Origin of the sequence: Streptococcus sp. E24BD (genome assembly GCF_041807825.1) — a bacterium.
GTDB classification, from domain to species: domain Bacteria; phylum Bacillota; class Bacilli; order Lactobacillales; family Streptococcaceae; genus Streptococcus; species Streptococcus entericus.
Genome location: NZ_JBGTZB010000016.1, coordinates 32,004 through 50,752 on the forward strand (window position 1 = coordinate 32,004; position 18,749 = coordinate 50,752).

An 18,749-nucleotide genomic window follows, 5' to 3' on the forward strand; every position below is an offset into this window, starting at 1 on the left:
ATACTGACTTATTTTGTATTATATAGATATATAGAAAGAAAACACAAAGAAAACACTATGTTTAAACGCTTTAAACGTGACACGAAACAGATTTTTTCGATTCGTAAGTTCAAGGCTTACGGGGCGTCGTCAGCCTTGCTAGTGACCCTGTTCTTTGCGACGGGGGCTCAGGCTGAGGAGGTAGCTAATCAGTCCTCACCATCAGACAGTGATGGGGCGTCTGCGACAGAAACCTCTAGCTCATCAGGCACGGTCGAAACCGACAGCCTGATCATCTCAGAAACACCTGAAACGCCTGAGGCAAGCTCAGTCTCTGCTGAAGCAGAGGTAGATCCAGCGGCGTCAACAGTTGCTGAGGCAACCACAACAGCGACTGAAGCGACCACGGCACCATCAGCGGCGCCTGCAGTGTCTGAAGGAGCGGTCGCTAAAACAGCTACTGAGACAACAGAGCAGGAAAAACCTGCAGCTGAGACCCCAGTCAAACGCTCTGCCATCATCAGCTATACGGTCCAGTACGTCAGCAAGGCGATTGGCAAGGTCGTCCACAGTGTGGTCAAGACCAAGGTTGTTGAAACGACCGAGGCTGTTGCAACAGCAACCGTCAACGAAAACGGCGCTGAGTTGGTCAATGACAGTCAACTGGAAAACTACTACGTCCCAGATGGTCTGCCGACAGCACGGACGGCTGAGATCACCGAGGGGGCTGCCAATGTCATCACCTATGAGGTGGAGGGCTTTGGTGATGCCACGGCGCGTGAGGTAGCAATCAGCTACCGAGTGGACTATGTCGATGCGACGACCAAGGAAGTCCTCTACAGCGAAAACAAGACCCATACCGTCCTCGCCGAGAGCGATCAGGCTGAGGCTGTCATCACTGAGGAAGCAACTGCTCTTACCACTGTGACCAAGCTCGACAACTACCGCCTGCCAGTCAACGCTGCAAAACTCCTGACCCAAACCATTAAAACCCAACAGGAAAACGTCCTGGTCTTTGTCGTGGAGTCAAACGACACCGCTAAAAGCCGCCGCACCCGCAAGGTGGAAAGCTCAGTCAGCGAGGACAAGCCCTACTTGACCATCGAGAACTTTACTGATTACCCAAGTTCTGATGGAAAAATAAGTTTGGGAAATGACAACCCGATCTATAAAGACAACGGCAGCAACCAGGTGGTGCCGCTGGTCTTCAAAATCGGCTTTAGCCGTATCGAAGCTGATCAGTTAGAGTTGACCGATGATGCTAAAGAACTAGGTCTGAGCCTGGATGTCACATCAGGCTATATCCGAGGCGATATCAACCTGTCTAGTATACAACCCAAGACCTACAATGTCGGCTTTAAGTCCAAACTTGACTCAGGAGTGGAGGTGAGCATTCCAGTAACTATTGAAAAGATACCTGTTTATGGTTTCTTCCTCTATGACGACGCTGATTCTCCTTATAGTACGGAGTATTTCTATACTGGTGGAGATCGTTGGGAGAGATTTAGAAATGATTCTACCAGTTCCTATGAGAAAGATGATAACCCAGTAAAAGTTACGATGGAAATCGAAAGTTCAGTACGGGAGAGTGACTTTTTACCTACAAATAAGACCACCTTTGATTACAATATCCAACTAACCACGACGCCGTTTGGTTATTATGTACGCCCCAATCAGAAGGTTAGTGATGCCACTAAAGATACCCAAAAATATTTGACAACGGTTCCCGTTTTTGCAGGTCTGGATCACTACAAGACATTCAATGATGACAGCCTAGCTTTACAAATTACTGACTTCAAGGTGCTATCAGCTAGCGAGGGTGTAACAGTTAAGTTGCTAGACATACGGTCCACAGAAAATCTTCCTCAATCTTATTATTCAGGTAGGGCTTCTACAGTGTCCGTGAATCACTCGATATATAATTCCACAACTGTAGACAAGCCATACATTTATTCCGAGGACAAGCCTATCTACTACCTCCATTTCACAAAGTTACCCAAAACAGCAGGGAACTATAAAGCTACAGTGCAAATTACCGATAACTTTGGTGTTGTCAAGACTTTTAACCTCAACCTAAAAACAATCGAGCGTTCTCTGGGTGGCGCCTTGACCAATGCGGACGTGCAGTTTGAAGGCAATCCTGACCGGATATCTGGCACTTCTGGTCTGGTTAGTGTCCCAGCTGAGACGGCTAGACAAGAGCTCGGTAAGGTCGTCCTCAACAAAGACAACGCCTGGATCATCGAGAAAACCCTGCCACCAGGCATCGCTCTGGAGCCGATCAGCCGCACTGACAAGGGTGACATCCATGAAGCCAAGGTGGTTAAGAAAGAAGGGAACAAACTAAACCCAGGTCGCTATAGTTTCGAAGTCAAGGCTGTCGATGGTCACTTCGGGGACAACGCTCCTGTGCGTGAGTTTGTCTTTGAAGTCACCGATGCTATCGTTAAGATCCCTCACCAAGTCTGGGAGGAGGGCAAGACTGACGCTCCGATTCCAGTTGCCATGGAGAGCGGCACGACCATCTCTAGCATGCGGATTGACTATGCACCTAATCATGCCGTCATTACTACAGATGGCGATAACAAGAGACTTGAGGTGTTTGCTACCAAAAAAACCGATGCTAACCAGACGGCACGCCTCTATGTGACCTATATCAATGGCGATGGCAGTACATCTGAAACTTATACGGACTTTACCTATGAGGTCAAGCCAGGTCAAGTCAACGACCTGACCCTTGAAGTGAGCAATGCGAATCAGACCGTTAAAGAGGGCGATAGTTGGGAGACCATGACCATCACCCATACCGAGGGGGCTAGTCTGCGGATCGACACCACGACACTGCCTAAGGGTACCCGCTTTAACCCGAGCGACAAGACCATCACCGGTCGCGGTCTCTATGAGGGCACCTACGATGTGCCAGTTGTTGTCGAAAAAGACGGTCTGGTCAAATTGACCCTCATCAAGCTGGTGGTCACACCGGATCGGTTTGAGGTAGCAGATGAGAACGTCACCATTAAGGTCTTGGACAAGGTTGATGGCATCAAGTTTGAAAACATCCCTCAAGATGCTAGGGTGACCTATGATGATAACGTCGCAACAATACTCTCTAACTATGGTTTGAGCCTGACTGGAAATGTCATCACCGGGACACCAACAAGAACTGGGGGCATCAGCCTTAGAGCGAATATCACTGTCAAAGGCAGCAATGGTCTAGTGCGGTCGGACTGGGCGTGGCTGTACATCACCATCACAGGACGAACAGTCAGCCTAACTGCTGATAATAAAGAGCAACGTCTTGAGGTCGATAGCGATGCTTTTAAACCCATCACTCTGACCAAAGACCTTCACTCCACGCTAACCTTTTATGCGGATAACAAGAAAGTTGATCCTGAAGTTGCTCTGCCACCAGGTCTGACCTATAACCCTGCGGATAAAACCATCACCGGGACACCGACAACAGTGGGCAAATACACGTTTTATGTTTTAGCAGGACTTCCAGAAAACTTGGTTGAAAGCGGAGAATTAGAACCACGATTGTTACCTCCCAACCTAAGTAAAAATAATCAATATACCTGGGAGAGAATCGACGTCACCGTTGTTCCCGTTAATCCTAAGTTCAGCCTGACCAATGAAGAGCAGACCTTCTCAACGGTTGAAAACATGCAACCGGTTAAGATCACGGCTGATCCAGGGGTGACCATCGAAGTACAAAATCTCCCAGTAGGGGTCTACTATGATCATCGCACTCAGACCATCATCGGTCGCCCAACAGATGGGATAACTAAGCAATTTGTTTTAGATGACGATGGTATATACAGAGAGGTTCTAAAAGACACCTATGAAATTGCGGTGGTGGCGACCAACTCTGTGGAGAAAGGGAGCGGTAAACTGACCAAGTATGTCACCCTCAAGCTGACCCCGATCGCACCGAGTCTTCAGGCCACGCTTGCTGAGCAAACCATCGATGCCACTCAGGCTATTACACAGATTGTCTTGCAAAAGGATGCGTATTCGACGCTTAGTCCAATCAATTTGCCGTCAGGTCTTAGCTATGATGAAGGAACTCAGACCATCTCAGGAATACCGACTGCAGTTGGTACCCACCGAATCACGGTGAACACAAATCTTGAGCAGAAATTGGTCGGCGCTAATCTGACAACTGCGACGCAAGAAATCGTTATAACTGTCAATCCAGTAGCGGTTAATCTGACAGTGACGCCAGAGCGTCAGACCAAGCAGGTCTTGACCCCGATTGATGAGGTTAAGATTGAGACCTCACCAGGGGCAGAACTGACTGTTAACGGTGAGAAACTTGGAGACTACATCCAGAGTATCCCGGGTCTGACCTATAACCCAGATACCAAGACCATCTCAGGAACACCAACGAGGGTTGGTACCTATACCTTTACGGTTGACGCTAACTATCCTGTCTCTGGTAACCCGAAAACCTCCAAAGAGGTAACCATCGAGGTGACTGCCTTGCCGGTTGAGCTTTCCATCGCGGACAACGACCAAACGGTCCAAGTCAACAAGCCAATCACCCCGATTAAAATTAGTCACACTGATTTGAGTAACCTATCCATTTACACCCCTGGTGGGGGAATTATTCCTGAAGATGAGATGGCTGATTACCTCCTGGAGCGTTACGGTCTGGTGTATGACAAGGATAGCAACACGCTATCAGGTTCACCGTTTAGCGTCGGCTTGATTCGTTTCAAACTTCGTGCCCAACACACGACTGATAATGGTGGACTCAAATACGAGAAATACTTGACAATCAATGTACTACCTAGCGATACCCTGCCAACAACAACCGTCCCAGTGATTAATCCAATGATTGAAGGGTCATCCGTGGTGACAGGTAAAGGTATCGAGGGGGCAACGATTAATGTCATCCTACCAGACGGCATTCAAAAATCAACAACGGTTAAAGGTGGTGTATGGAGCATTGATGCTAACGCACCATTCGTCAAAGGTGAGAATGTCATCGTCAGCCAAACACGCCAATCAGGTGCTCCAAGTGACCACATCACAGCAACTGCCGTACCGAAAATTACCCAAGGCAACGACGATAAAGACGGTAAAACCCCAACCGTGACAACTCGACCAGACACACAAGACGGCAAGACCGGTGTCTGGGTGATCTTCAGCCTAGATGGCGAAGAAATCACCAAAACCTTTATTGCTAACGGTCAAGATGGCGCAGCAGGTCAAGACGCTCGTCAGATTTCAGTGAAGAGTGAGCCTGCTAATGTCGGTGGCAAGTCAGGTCACAACATCATCGTTTACTACACTGATGATAATTCCGTCGTATCAACTACCTTTGTCGCAGATGGTGACAAAGGTGAGCAAGGTGAACGTGGTGAAAAAGGTGAGCAAGGTGAACGTGGTGAAAAAGGTGAGCAAGGTGAACGTGGTGAAAAAGGTGAGCAAGGTGAAAAAGGTGAAACTGGTGCAGCAGGTGCTAACGGTCAAGATGGTGCAGCCGGTCAAGACGGTACCTCAGTTGGCATTAGCAACACTGAAACCCTACCAAACGGCGACATCAAAGTAACCTTCACAGATGGCAATGAAATCATCATTCCTAAAGGTGCCAAAGGTGACCAAGGTGAAAAAGGTGACCAAGGTGAAAAAGGTGAAACTGGCTCAGCCGGCACAAATGGTGTTGACGGTAAAGCTGGTATCTCTGGTACTGACGGTGCAACCCCAACAGTTACTGTCGGCACAAACGGCAACTGGCATGTGAACGGTGCTGATACAGGCATCCCAGCAGCTGGTACGAACGGTGCAAACGGTGCTAATGGTTCAACACCAACCGTTTCAGTTAGCGACAACGGCAACTGGTTCATCAATGGTTCAGACACAGGCATTCCAGCCAAAGGTCAAGACGGTGTAGCAGGTAAGAATGGTCAAGATGGCACAACAACAGCTAACACGATCGTTATCGGCGACAACGGCAACTGGTTCATCAACGGTAAAGACACTGGTATCCCAGCGACAGGTTCAAATGGCGCAAACGGTACAAACGGTCAACCAGGTTCAGTAGCGATTAACCCAGCAACAAACACATGGGTCATCAATGGTAAAGACACTGGTATCCCAGCAAATGGTACGAACGGTCTTAACGGTAAAGATGCGGCTACAGCAACCATCATCATTGGTACAAACGGCAACTGGCACGTTAACGGTGTAGACACTGGCGTTCCAGCGACAGGTGCCAAAGGTGAACGTGGTGAAAAAGGTGACCAAGGTGACCAAGGTGAAAAAGGTGAAACTGGTGCAGCAGGTGCTAACGGTCAAGATGGTGCAGCCGGTCAAGACGGTACCTCAGTTGGCATCAGCAACACCGAAACTCTGCCAAGTGGTGACATCAAAGTGACCTTCTCAGACGGTAAAGAAATCGTTGTACCGAAAGGTCAGGATGGTCGTGACGGTAAAGACGGCAAGACTCCAGTTGTTGAAGCAGTCAAAGGTGCTGATGGTGTGACCACAATCACCTTCAAAGACCCAGACACCGGTGCGCCAATCGGTGACCCAGTCAAGGTTAAAGATGGTGAGAAGGGTCCAGACGGTACATCCGTAACCATCACCAACACCGAAACTCTGCCAAGTGGCGACATCAAAGTGACCTTCTCAGACGGTAAAGAAATCGTTGTACCGAAAGGTCAGGATGGTCGTGACGGTAAAGACGGCAAGACTCCAGTTGTTGAAGCAGTCAAAGGTGCTGATGGTGTGACCACAATCACCTTCAAAGACCCAGACACCGGTGCGCCAATCGGTGACCCAGTCAAGGTTAAAGATGGTGAGAAGGGTGCAGACGGTACATCCGTAACCATCACCAACACCGAAACTCTGCCAAGTGGCGACATCAAAGTGACCTTCTCAGACGGCAAAGAAATCATCGTACCGAAAGGTAAAGATGGTCGCGATGGCCGTGACGGCACAAATGGTAAATACGGACGCGATGGTCAACCAGGACAACCAGGTAAAGATGGTCGCGACGGTCAACCAGGAACACCAGGTAAAGACGGACGCGATGGTCAGACCGATTCAAATCATTCAACTGGTACTAATGGGTCTGTCAGCTCACATGACATGCAACCATTAGCATATACAAGTCAGAAAGCTACTGTTACAAGTCAGACAAGCACAGCACAACTACCAAATACGGGAGTTGACAATGCAGTCTTCCTTGAACTTGCTGGCTATATGACATTGTTGGGTGGTGCGATGTTTGTTAATAAATCACGTCGGAAAAAATAAGTGATTAGAACAATGTCTTGACGGACGAACTCTAGCACAAATAGTCACTTATTTTAAAGCAAGTGACTATTTGTTTATAATAAATGAAAGAATTGACGGATGAAATGGGAGAGATATTTAAAATATTCAATTAGAAAATTATCTATAGGTGCGGCATCAGTTTTAATTGGGTTAGGTCCAGCTGTTACACCATTGCAACAAGCTTATGCATCAGAAGCTCAAGATTTTAATAAAAATCAATATATTATCGATACAGCTGCAGATTTAAAACAGCAGGTCATTAATCTACAATCATATACTGACCTTTTTAGTAGTCAGGTTAGAATTAACCAATTTAATCAGTATGTTCAAAAGTTGCAGGCGAAACTTGATGCTTATTCTCAGCGTCAGTCTGTCTGGTACAAGCCTGCTGATTGGGAAAGATATGAACAAAAAGTGATTGAGGCCACTACATTGCTTGAACAGGCGCAGTCTATTTATGATGTTTTACCGAGTATGGCGAGTAAATCTAGCGAAAATTTAGCGAAAGCACAAGCTATTTTCGCCAGAAAAAATCAGTGGGGTATTATTTTTCGAGAGGACCACGAGACTATCGAACAGGCAATAGATAGAACTTATCAGGATCTTAAAGTTGCTTATGAGGAAATGCTACCGCTTACTAACGATATTACGCCAATCGCTTCGGTTTATCAGCGCCTCATGCCAAGTTTTGAGCAACAAAATCCCCTCTATAAGATGTTAAATGATTTGACGAGCTTGGAGAATTATATCGAAAGTACAGCGACAACTGCTCGTCGAGAGCATGAAGAGTTATCTAAAGGCTTCGCAGAAAATCATAAAATTTTGGTGAGTAACCTTAATGGTCGCTTAAGTGAAGATGATGAAAAAGCACTTTTAGAGGCGTTAACGTTCGACTATACCGTTTCATTTGATGATACGGAAACTGCTGTTTTTGTTAACTATGAGGGCGTTTACAAAATAAGGTTTAACCATGATGGTACTTTAACTGTTCTCTATACAACCGATGGTTCAGAAGATACAGTTCCACTTAGTTTGTTTGCAAGACAAGATACTAATGCTCAGCCTAGTTATACCATTAGCTATCGTTATGAGCATGCACCCGAGGGGCTAGTACCACCAGTAGCTGTGAGCAAGAAGATAGGTGAAGTGATTGATTTCCCACAAGATGGTGAGGTAATTACTAGATCCGAAGGAACTTATCGTTTGTCTTGGGATAAATCAGTTAACCGAGTTCCTAGTTCTAACTATGAAGTGGTAGGTATCTGGGAATTTATACCAATCACTCGTTATGATGTGACTTATGAATTTCGTTCAACCGATGGCAGTCAATTGCCAGAAGTCGTTCAAAAGTTAAAACCGATTGATCAAATAGGAGTAGTGCAGGGGACACAGGTCACTCCTCCAGAAACGTTCCAAGATCAGTTAGAAGCTCGTGGTATTTGGCGCTTTGAAGGCTGGGATAAAACTAGTCAACTAGTTCAAGATAGTCCATTACGCTTCATTGGTACCTGGGAGTTTGTTAAAAATCATGAGTTATTGGCGGCAATAGCAGAGCTGGAAACAGAAGTTATTCTTTCTAACAGAATCTTGACAACTCAAAACTATCAGCAAGCAAGCAATCGTTTGGCTTATGATCAGTCACTGGCTAAGGCACGTGCTATTCTAGCAAATAGTCAATCAGATTTGACTGCTATCCGAGAAGCACTGACGAGCCTATCCACCGTCAAAAATAGTCTTGATGGTGATCAACGTATTGCCACAAGTAAGGTAGAAGCCGCAGAAAGCACAGCCCAAGCCGCCCAAGCTAAATTGGCTGATGCGACCTCTGATCAGCTCGTCACTCCAACGGAGAAATCCGCAGTTGATGAGGCCATCGCTGAAGCGCGTACAGCCCTATCAGAAGCTAGACGTGCTGTCGACAGCTTGCCATCAGGTAGCGCTAAGACAGCCTTGGAAGGTCGCCTAGGTGCCGTATCTCTTCCGGCTAGCCCAGCAATCACCGACAGCAATAGCAACGGTCGCTTGGACAGTGAGGAAGGAGCGGAAGCCAAGGCTATCGCCGAGGCAACAAGTAAGGTAGAAGCCGCAGAAAGCACAGCCCAAGCCGCCCAAGCTAAATTGGCTGATGCGACCTCTGATCAGCTCGTCACTCCAGCAGAAAAGACAGATAATGTTTCGATGGGAGTGGATAAAACTGTATTCCCTTCTATTCAGCAAAGTGTATATAGGAGTAACCTAGACATAGAGTCACGACTCTCATCTACTAGTCAACCCTCGACGTCTTCAATCCCTTCTTTGACGGTTACTCAGACTGAACCGGAATCATTGAAGTCAGCAGATAGCTCAGAGGATATTCTATCATCGAAACCTTCTGTTCAACCATCAAATGAAACGGTACAGCAGATTGACTCAAATACCTTACCGCTAATTATTGCTTTAGGTGGAACTATATTCTTAATATCAGGACTAGCAGTCGTTATTATTAAGCGTAAGAAGCATGATGATTAAAGTGTTGATGGCTCTTATTAACTACAGTTGATTATTGGATAGTCACTAATAACTGAGTTCAGACAAAGAGAATTTTCAGCTCAAAAAACAGAGATTCACAATTGCCGTGAGTCACTGTTTTAGTATAGGAGATTAGCTAGCTATAAGACCTGTTTTAGGTCAACCCTAGCTTGCAGTTTTCATATCAGGGTACATCGTTTGCTCCCCAGGCAAGCAGGCTCCGTATCAACTTTACTTTGGGCTAAAATTGTTGGTTTTTCTTGATGTTTTAAGATTCGGATCTACAAATTTCTAATAGAGAAACGTCAAAAAACTTTGCAAATCTCTTGACAAATCTGCTATTTTTCGGTAGAATGGCTAAGAACGTGAAAATGTTACATTATCTTGAGGAGGTGAAAAATATGTCAAAAACAGTTGTCCGTAAGAATGAGTCACTTGACGACGCACTCCGTCGTTTCAAACGTGCGGTTGTGAAAGCTGGTACTCTTCAAGAGGTGCGTAAACGTGAGCACTATGAGAAACCGTCTGTGAAACGCAAACGCAAATCAGAAGCTGCTCGTAAACGTAAGAAATTCTAATGTTTAGCGAGCGCAAACAATGACTGTGATAGAGGCTGGGACTTAAGTCCTCGCCTCTATCTTGTTTTTTAGCGCTGGATGATTTGGGTCTATAGAGACTTAAAGAGGAAAAGGAATGATCAATTTTCAAGAGGCTTTTGAATGGTTGAAAACGAGCTTAAGTTTTGGGATAACGCCAGGTTTAGAGCGTGTTCAGTGGCTATTAGAGCAACTCGGCAACCCTCAACATCAGCTAGCTGCCATCCATGTGGTTGGGACAAATGGCAAGGGTTCAACGGTTAACTATCTAAGACATATCTTTCAGGAGGCAGGGTATACTGTCGGCACCTTCACCTCGCCGTCTATCATGGATTTTAGAGAGAGAATAGCGATTAATGGTCATATGATCAGTCGTGAGGATTTTGTCAAAGCGGTTGAGCTCCTTCAGCCAGTAGTGTCTCGTTTGGAAAGCGAGACGGACTTTGGTCCTGTGACGGAGTTTGAGCTAATAACCCTAATCATGTTTATTTACTTTGCTCGGTTACATCCAGTCGATTTAGTGGTGATTGAGTCGGGCTTGGGCGGTCGGTATGACTCGACCAATGTGTTTACCCCGCTGGCAGTTATTTGTACCTCGATTGGTCTTGACCATCAGAATTTTCTAGGAGATACTCATCTGGCGATTGCTGGTGAGAAAATCGGTGTGCTAAAGAGAGGGGTTCCTTTAATTTTTGCTGAACATCGTTTGGAGGTCCGCCAACTGTTTTACCAAACAGCTGAACGTCTAGCCAGCCCTATCTATGAAAAGGGCAAACATTTTGACCTGACAGAGACTGACACAGGTCTCACCTTTTCTGACGAAGAGGGGCAATTAACAAATCTCGTATTGGCCATGCCAGGTCAACACCAGGTATCAAACTCTAGTCTAGCGCTGATGACCAGTCGCCTGTTAGCAAAGACTTACCCAAATCTTACTGATGAGCACATCAAAAATGCTCTAGCCAAGAGCTTTTGGTTGGGGCGGACAGAGTTTATCTTCCCCAACCTCATGATTGATGGTGCCCATAATGATGAAAGCATCAAGGCTCTAGTCGATGTCTTACAGCAAGATTATGCTGACAAGACGATTCATATTCTATTTGCGGCCATAGATACCAAGCCTGCTCACTCTATGTTGCAGCAGCTACAAGGCTTTGCTGACCTGACCGTCACGACATTTGATTATCCCAAGGCCTATGCCCTAGAGGCTTACCCTGAAGCTTATCCCCGTGTAGCGTCTTTTGAAAAATGGCTAGCGCGGTTGGAGGAAGCAAGAGAAGAAGATCTTTTTGTCATTACAGGCTCACTTTATTTTATTGGTCAAGTGAGACGACATCTTTTATCACCTCAAGGCTCGTCAAATGCTTGAGCTTTTGGTATAATAGGTAAGATTGCTCTATTTGTGCAATTAGTTTGACACGGAAAAGAATAATAACGACACATGAAACAACACATCATAGACACCTTAGCAGGTATCGATATTCGGTTTGACGAGCCACTGAAACCCTATACCTACACAAAAGTTGGTGGTCCGGTTGACTACCTTGCATTTCCTAGAAACAAATTTGAGTTGGAACGCCTCGTTCGCTTTGCCAATCAGGAAAACATTCCTTGGATGGTTTTGGGAAATTCAAGCAATATCATCGTTCGCGATGGGGGTATTCGTGGCTTTGTCATCATGTTTGATAAATTCAATACAGTGACGGTTAATGGCTATGTTATTGAAGCAGAAGCAGGGGCCAACTTGATTGAAACGACCAAAGTTGCTCAGTTTCACAGTTTGACTGGTTTCGAGTTTGCCTGTGGCATTCCTGGCAGCATCGGTGGGGCAGTATTTATGAACGCTGGTGCTTACGGTGGTGAGATTGCTCATATCCTACTATCTGTCAAGGTGATGACCTCATCAGGCGAGATAAAAACCATTGAAGCCAAGGACATGCGTTTCGGTTACCGCCATTCCATTATTCAGGAGACAGGGGATATTGTTATCTCTGCTAAGTTCGCTCTAAAACCAGGTGATTACACATTGATTAGTCAAGAGATGGCGCGATTAACCCATTTACGCGAGCTCAAGCAACCACTGGAGTTTCCGTCCTGTGGGTCTGTCTTTAAGCGACCAGTCGGACATTTTGCAGGTCAGCTCATCATGGAAGCTAATCTCAAAGGTCACCGTATCGGTGGTGTTGAAGTCTCAACCAAACATGCAGGATTTATGGTTAATGTGGCTGATGGCACTGCCCAAGATTATGAACAGTTAATTGCCCATGTGCAGGCTGTCGTGAAAGAACGAACAGGCATTGCGCTTGAGACAGAAGTACGAGTGATTGGAGAAAAGGGATAATCCTCTTGAGTGGATTAGTCCGATAGAAATAAGACAAAGTGAGGAAAACAGGCAGTGACACAACCGATTATCGCCTTTAAGAATGTCACAAAGACATTCGAGGATAGTGGCACGCAGGTGCTGAAAAATATTAATTTTGAACTAGAAGAAGGGAAGTTCTATACCCTTTTGGGGGCTTCTGGTTCAGGAAAATCAACCATACTGAACATCATTGCAGGACTTCTTGATGCGACTAGCGGTGATGTCTATCTGGATGGCAAACGGATTAACGATGTCCCAATCAACAAGCGGGATGTCCACACCGTTTTCCAAAACTATGCCCTCTTCCCCCACATGAACGTCTATGAGAATGTGGCTTTCCCACTCAAACTGAAAAAGGTGGACAAGGCTGAGATAGACCGTCGTGTGGTAGAAGCCTTGAAAATGGTACGTCTGGAGGGTTATGATAAGCGGCCTATTCAGAAATTGTCTGGCGGTCAGCGCCAGCGGGTAGCCATCGCCCGTGCCATTATCAATCAACCGCGGGTGGTGCTTCTGGATGAGCCCCTATCAGCTCTTGATTTGAAATTGCGGACGGAGATGCAGTATGAGCTCCGTGAGCTCCAGCAGCGTTTAGGCATCACCTTTGTGTTTGTCACCCATGATCAGGAAGAGGCGCTTGCCATGAGTGACTGGATTTTTATCATGAACGAAGGCGAGATTGTCCAATCAGGGACGCCAGTTGACATCTACGACGAGCCCATTAACAACTTTGTGGCAACTTTCATCGGCGAATCCAATATCTTGCCTGCTACCATGATTAAGGATTATTTGGTGGAATTTAACGGCAAGCAATTTGAAGCTGTGGACGGAGGGATGCGCCCTAATGAACCTGTTGAGGTGGTCATCCGTCCAGAGGATTTGCAGATTACCCTGCCAGAAGAGGGCAAGTTGCAGGTTAAGGTTGATACCCAGCTCTTTCGAGGGGTTCACTATGAAATTATCGCCTACGATGACCTCGGTAACGAATGGATGATTCATTCGACCAGAAAGGCCATTGTCGGAGAGGTCATTGGGCTAGACTTTGAGCCAGAAGACATCCATATCATGCGTCTCAACGAGACTGAAGAGGAGTTTGACGCTCGTATCGAGGAGTATGTCGAGGTTGAGGAGGTTGAGGACGGTCTCATCAATGCTATTGAGGAGGAACGTTATGAAGAAAACCTCTAGTTTCCTGGCTGTCCCTTACTACCTTTGGCTGGTTCTCTTTGTCGTTGCGCCTGTCGCCTTGATTTTTTGGCAGTCGCTCTTTGATGTGCAAGGGAACTTTGGACTTGCCAACTATCAGACCTTTTTCAGCAGTAACACCTATCTGCGGATGAGTTTTAATTCGGTCTTCTACGCTGGTGTCATCACCCTGATTACCCTAGTCGTCGCCTATCCTTTAGCTTATCTCTTGACCAAGATCAAGCACAAGCAACTCTGGCTCATGCTGGTTATCTTGCCGACTTGGGTTAATCTCTTGTTAAAAGCTTACGCCTTTATGGGGATTTTCGGTCAGCAAGGAGGGATTAACAGCTTTTTGAGCTTTATTGGGATTGGTCCCCAGCAGATTTTGTTTACGGATTTTTCCTTCATTTTTGTGGCTAGCTATATCGAGTTGCCCTTTATGATTTTGCCGATTTTTAACGCCCTAGACGACCTTGACCAGAACTTGGTCAATGCCAGTCGAGATCTTGGCGCTAACGAGGTGCAGACCTTTAGCAAGATCATCTTTCCCTTATCGCTTAATGGCGTCCGATCAGGGGTTCAATCAGTTTTTATCCCCAGTCTAAGCTTGTTCATGCTGACCCGCCTGATTGGTGGTAACCGAGTGATTACGCTGGGAACGGCTATTGAACAACACTTCTTGACCACGCAGAACAAGGGTATGGGTTCAACCATCGGAGTCGTTCTGATTGTGGCTATGATTTTGACCATGTGGGTGACAAAGGAGAGACGGAAATGAAAAAATTAGCAAATCTTTATCTGGGTTTAGTCTTTGTCATTCTCTATGCTCCTATTGTTTACTTGATTGTTTATTCTTTCAATGCTGGGGGGGATATGAATGCCTTTTCTGGTTTTACCTTGGAGCACTACGGTACCATGTTTGGCGACAGTCGGCTCATGTTGATTTTGGTGGAGACCTTTTTCCTGGCTTTTCTGAGTGCCCTCCTAGCGACGGTGATTGGCACCTTTGGGGCTATCACCATCTATCAGCTGCGACAGTCGTCGCAAAATGCCCTTCTGGCAGCTAATAACGTGCTCATGGTTGCGCCTGATGTCATGATTGGTGCTAGTTTTCTCTTGCTCTTTACCTTTTTAGGGTTTCAGCTGGGCATGGTCTCTGTCTTGCTGAGCCATGTGGCCTTTTCGATTCCTATCGTGGTGCTCATGGTTCTGCCGCGTCTAAAAGAAATGAATGATGACATGATTAACGCTGCCTATGACCTTGGGGCAAGCCGTTTTCAGATGATGAAAGAAGTCATGTTGCCTTATTTGACCCCAGGGATTATCGCCGGCTACTTTATGGCCTTTACTTACTCGCTGGATGATTTTGCGGTGACCTTCTTTTTGACAGGAAATGGGTTTTCGACCTTGGCTGTGGAGATTTACTCTCGGGCGCGTAAGGGGATTTCACTTGAAATCAATGCCCTGTCAACCATCGTCTTTCTCTTTAGCATCTTGCTGGTGATTGGCTACTACTTTATCTCTCAAGAGAAGGAGGACAAGCATGCGTAGATTATATGCCTTTTTAGGGGGTGTTATCGCCATCGTCGCTCTGCTATTTTCCATAAGTCTCGTGATGAAAAAGACCAATGATACAGGTGGCAATAAGCTGGTGGTCTATAACTGGGGGGACTACATCGACTCTGAGTTGTTGGAGCAGTTTACTGAAGAGACGGGCATCCAGGTGCAGTATGAGACCTTTGACAGTAATGAAGCCATGTACACCAAAATCAAGCAGGGTGGGACAACCTATGACATCGCGGTGCCGAGTGACTACATGATTGACAAGATGCGGCGCGAGGACCTTTTGGTCAAGCTGGATAAGTCTAAACTGGAGGGGCTAGAGCACATCGGTCAGGAGTTTTTGGGCAAGAGTTTCGATGAAAGTAATGACTACTCCATTCCTTATTTTTGGGGAACGGTAGGGATTATTTACAATACTAGCCTGATTGATGAGGAAATCGCTCACTGGGAGGATCTCTGGAATCCTGACTTTGAAAACAGCATTATGCTGGTGGACGGGGCGCGTGAGGTCATGGGCTTCGGGCTGAACAGCATGGGCCATAGCCTTAATTCAAAGAACATGGCTGAGCTGACAGCGGTTGCTGAGCGGCTCAACCAGCTGACGCCAAACATCAAGGCCATCGTGGCTGACGAGCTCAAGAGGTATATGATTCAGGGGGATGCGGCTATTGGCGTGACCTTTTCAGGAGAGGCCAGCGAGATGCTGGATGCCAATGAGGACTTGGTTTATGTGGTCCCAAGCGAGGGCTCAAACCTCTGGTTTGATAATCTTGTTATCCCTAAAACGGTTAAACACGAAGCAGAAGCCTATGCCTTTATCAATTTCATGTTGCGCCCAGAAGTGGCCGCCCAGAATGCGGAGTATATCGGTTACGCCACGCCAAATACCAAGGCAAAGGCGCTCTTACCTGCTGAGATTACTGAGGACGAGGCCTTTTACCCTAGTCAGGAAACCGTTGAAAAGCTAGAAGTTTACGACAACCTTGGTCAGAAATGGCTGGGCATTTATAACGATTTGTTCCTACAATTTAAGATGTATCGGAAATAGGACTATCAGCAGCAAAACCAATTTTATCTAGCTGCTGAAATTTTTTAACAGCCTAAGGTTAAGATCGAATCGAACACTTGATTAAGTTTATTAAGGGTGATCTGTTTAGAACGAGATTTGTGATGACATTGCTAGCTAGCCTTGTCGTCACCAGTTTAACCTGTAGCCCTTTCCCTAATCAAAAAAGAATAGGATTACTAAACAGCAACCGGGCAAGATGATGGTGATGGCTGACCATCATCTTGCCGGGCTGTTTTTCTGTTTGACATTTAAGGAGGGAGCTGGTACACTATTCTTAACTGGTAGTTTACTGATTAAGGAGAAGATGATGGCATCCCTCGTGCGCTGGTTTTTTTATTTGGTTAGTTCAATTGCTTTAGTTGGTTGTAGTGCTCAGTCAGATCAGAATATTGAGAAAAAAGGGTTAAAGATTGTCACTAGTTTTTACCCATGTACGCCTTGGTCAGTGAAGTATCTGGGGACATTAACGATGTTCGCATGATTAACTCAGCATCAGGTATCCACGACTTTGAGCCTTCTGTGAGTGATGTCCGAGCCATTTATGATACCGATGTTTTTATTTACCACTCCCACATTTTAGAGAGTTGGGCTGGTCGATTGGACTCCAATTTGAAAGGTTCCTCGGTTCGTGTGTTAGAGGCATCCAAAACCTTGCCACTGGAGCGGGTTGAGGGTTTAGAAAAGTTTGTTGTTAAGGAAGGGCTGGATGATAGTAGCCTCTATGATCCACATACTTGGTTAGACCCTGTCTTGGTTGGTCAGGAAGCCCTGGTCATAGCAGAGCAACTCAGTCAGGTTGATCCCAGCAATCGTCTCGTTTATGAAGAAAATGCTCAGGCTCTCAAAGATAAGGCTGATGTTCTGGCCGAGACATTCCAGCAACGGTTTGAGAGTAGCCGACAAAAAAACTTTGTTACCCAGCATACGGCGTTCTCCTATACTGCCAGACGCTTTGGTTTAAAACAACTTGGTATCACGGGCGTGTTTGCTCAAGAGCCTAGTCCTCGTCAGTTGGCAGAGATTAAAGAATTCATCACAACCTACGGGGTTAAGACGATTTTTGTTGAAAAAAGAGTTTCGGACAAATTGGCGAAATCTCTGGCAACTTCAACAGCAGTTCAATTTAAGGAGTTGAACACCTTGGAAGCAGATCCTAAGAATGATTTGACATTTTTAGAGAATTTAGAGGCTAATTTGACGATTTTAGCAGATGTTTTAGCGACGGAGGAAGAATGAAATATAATTTGTTTAAGTTTTTACCTGGTTTGCTTGCTGGTGTTGGCAGCTTGTTCTCAAGAGTCAGCTAATCATCGTGTCTCCTATGTTGAATCAACAGCAACCAGCTCAGCTATTTCCCAGGAGAAGGACAGTCAGTTAAGTCCAGAAGACGTGGCAGAAGCTGAAGGGAATCACGCAGAGCAGATTGTGGTGCAGGTGACAGATGAGGGGTATGTCACAAGTCACGGTGACCACTACCACTTTTACAATGGTAAGGTAGGCTTTGAAGCGCTGATTAGTAAAGATTTAGTACTAAATGATCCTGCCTATGTCTTAAAGCAAGAGGATATCGTTAGTGACGTAGCTGATGGGCATATCATCAAGGTTGGTGATCAGTATTACCTTTACCTAACTCAGGAAACACCAACACATGTGCGATGAGCCAAGCAGATAAATATTAGTATTTATGGTGTGCCAACTGGCACGCTTTTTTCACTTGTGTGGTATAATGTTAGTTAACTAAATAGCTATGTTAGTTGTATGAATTGAAAAGAAGGATAGAGTATGATTAAGGTAATTGCGACAGAAATCGGAGTAAGGAAATTGATACAATAGAATACAGAAAAAGCCTAGGAACTAGCTGTTTCCAAGGCTTTTTAGCTGTCCGTAGATATAGTTTCAATGCTATTAAAGATGATGCGTTTTGTTTAGACACCTTTGATTCGTGAATCGTTAAATTGTATGTTACCAAAGACAGACCACGTCGAGTGTGTAGCATTGCTCGTAAAAGTTTAGAAATCTTTGAACGAAAGGGATAATGAAAAGCCCTAATTGCAAGGCTTTTTGTCATATAGGGTGAAAAGGCACCCCTTTTCTGTACAATTTTTATAAAGTGTTTTTGTTAAGCGATAACTCGCTTAACCATAGGTGTTTGGTAATCGAGACTACCGTGAATGCGATGATGGTTCCACCAGTGGAC

The 18,749-nt window shown here is 45.7% G+C and carries 10 protein-coding genes and 2 pseudogenes; all 12 read left to right on the forward strand.

The window, feature by feature from the left end:
• The first annotated feature begins 57 nt into the window (after window positions 1-57).
• The 12 genes and pseudogenes from ACERC5_RS05410 to ACERC5_RS05465 all read left to right on the forward strand — a co-directional run bounded on the left by ACERC5_RS05410 (window position 58) and on the right by ACERC5_RS05465 (window position 18,211).
• Window positions 58-7,245, forward strand: coding sequence for a putative Ig domain-containing protein (locus ACERC5_RS05410; RefSeq protein WP_373660344.1), 7,188 nt, complete (start codon window positions 58-60; stop codon window positions 7,243-7,245).
• A gap of 99 nt (window positions 7,246-7,344) precedes the next feature.
• A pseudogene (locus tag ACERC5_RS05415) lies at window positions 7,345-7,416 on the forward strand (YSIRK-type signal peptide-containing protein); the annotation flags it as partial.
• Window positions 7,417-7,437: 21 nt separating this feature from the next.
• Complete coding sequence (locus ACERC5_RS05420) at window positions 7,438-9,774, forward strand: SHIRT domain-containing protein (protein ID WP_373660350.1); 2,337 nt, start codon at window positions 7,438-7,440, stop codon at window positions 9,772-9,774.
• 401 nt (window positions 9,775-10,175) lie between these two features.
• Entirely contained in the window at window positions 10,176-10,352 is a 177-nt protein-coding gene (gene rpsU, locus ACERC5_RS05425) for a 30S ribosomal protein S21 (RefSeq protein WP_018367869.1), read from the forward strand.
• 118 nt (window positions 10,353-10,470) lie between these two features.
• On the forward strand, window positions 10,471-11,739 hold the full coding sequence (locus ACERC5_RS05430) for a folylpolyglutamate synthase/dihydrofolate synthase family protein (RefSeq protein WP_373660351.1): 1,269 nt from the start codon (window positions 10,471-10,473) through the stop codon (window positions 11,737-11,739).
• Window positions 11,740-11,811: 72 nt separating this feature from the next.
• Window positions 11,812-12,711: a UDP-N-acetylmuramate dehydrogenase gene (gene murB / locus ACERC5_RS05435; protein ID WP_373659572.1), complete on the forward strand. Its 900-nt coding sequence runs from the start codon at window positions 11,812-11,814 to the stop codon at window positions 12,709-12,711.
• A 54-nt stretch (window positions 12,712-12,765) separates the two neighbouring features.
• Window positions 12,766-13,920, forward strand: a complete 1,155-nt coding sequence (locus ACERC5_RS05440; protein ID WP_373660345.1) for an ABC transporter ATP-binding protein — start codon at window positions 12,766-12,768, stop codon at window positions 13,918-13,920.
• Window positions 13,904-14,698, forward strand: coding sequence for an ABC transporter permease (locus ACERC5_RS05445; protein WP_373660346.1), 795 nt, complete (start codon window positions 13,904-13,906; stop codon window positions 14,696-14,698). The genes ACERC5_RS05440 and ACERC5_RS05445 overlap by 17 nt, the downstream gene beginning before the upstream one ends.
• Window positions 14,695-15,471: an ABC transporter permease gene (locus ACERC5_RS05450; RefSeq protein ID WP_373660347.1), complete on the forward strand. Its 777-nt coding sequence runs from the start codon at window positions 14,695-14,697 to the stop codon at window positions 15,469-15,471. Before ACERC5_RS05445 ends, ACERC5_RS05450 begins: the two co-directional genes overlap by 4 nt.
• Complete coding sequence (locus ACERC5_RS05455) at window positions 15,464-16,531, forward strand: PotD/PotF family extracellular solute-binding protein (protein ID WP_373659578.1); 1,068 nt, start codon at window positions 15,464-15,466, stop codon at window positions 16,529-16,531. The genes ACERC5_RS05450 and ACERC5_RS05455 overlap by 8 nt, the downstream gene beginning before the upstream one ends.
• Before the next feature lie 328 nt (window positions 16,532-16,859).
• Window positions 16,860-17,788, forward strand: a pseudogene (locus ACERC5_RS05460) (metal ABC transporter solute-binding protein, Zn/Mn family).
• 42 nt (window positions 17,789-17,830) lie between these two features.
• Complete coding sequence (locus tag ACERC5_RS05465) at window positions 17,831-18,211, forward strand: pneumococcal-type histidine triad protein (protein WP_373660348.1); 381 nt, start codon at window positions 17,831-17,833, stop codon at window positions 18,209-18,211.
• Window positions 18,212-18,749 lie beyond the last annotated feature (538 nt).